The sequence below is a fragment of the Vibrio ruber DSM 16370 genome (assembly GCF_900163965.1).
Taxonomy (GTDB): domain Bacteria; phylum Pseudomonadota; class Gammaproteobacteria; order Enterobacterales; family Vibrionaceae; genus Vibrio; species Vibrio ruber.
The window spans coordinates 1-768 of sequence record NZ_FULE01000075.1 but is presented as its reverse complement, the minus strand read 5'-3'; the positions used below and the strand labels follow the sequence as shown (position 1 = coordinate 768).

Annotated in this window: 1 protein-coding gene; it reads right to left on the bottom strand. The window is 47.3% G+C overall.

Annotated features, from left to right (window positions below; translation table 11 throughout):
* Positions 1-768 (bottom strand): IS3 family transposase (locus tag VR7878_RS20045; protein WP_083960872.1); only part of this gene is annotated, 768 nt, incomplete at both ends.

Sequence of the window (768 nt, the reverse complement as noted above, 5' to 3'; positions counted from 1 at the left end):
TTCCTGCTGTCGTGTCTTTCCAAATACTCCCAAGGCGTGAGATCATTTAGTGAGTCATGTGGCCTTTCTTCGTTGTATTCCCTCATCCAGTTTTCTGTCAAATCCCGGACTTCATTCAGCGTTTTAAAAACATACATATCCAGAATTTCCGTTCGGTAGGTTCGATTAAAACGCTCAATATAAGAATTTTCTGTTGGCTTACCCGGTCGAATAAATTCCAGCTCTACCTTGTTACTTTCTGCCCAGTCACACAGCGTGGTTGAAATAAACTCTGGCCCGTTATCCATCCTCAATTTGCCCGGCATACCTCGCCAAGCAATAATCCGCTCCAGCACACGAATAACTCTCGGAGTCGGCAGGTTTAAGTCCACTTCTATCGCCAAGACTTCCCGATTGAAATCATCGACCACGTTAAAGGTACGAAAACGTCTGCCACAAACCAATGAATCGCTCATGAAATCGATAGACCAACAACAGTTGATCCTCTCCGGGCTCGCAAGTGGAGCAGGCTCACGCTTCGGTAACCGCTTTTTCCCCTTACGTCTCATGTTCAGTTTCAGAGCACAGTACACACGGTAAACTCGTTTATGATTCCATGGATGTCCCCACCGTCTGAGCACCTTAAATAACTTACCAAAACCGTAGGCTGGATAACGTTCTACGGCCTCTTGTAACTTGGCAACGACCTCATCATCCCGATGCAGGTTTGGCTGGTATCGATACACGGAATCACTGATGCCAACTGCGCGGCAGGCCATCCTGAGGCTA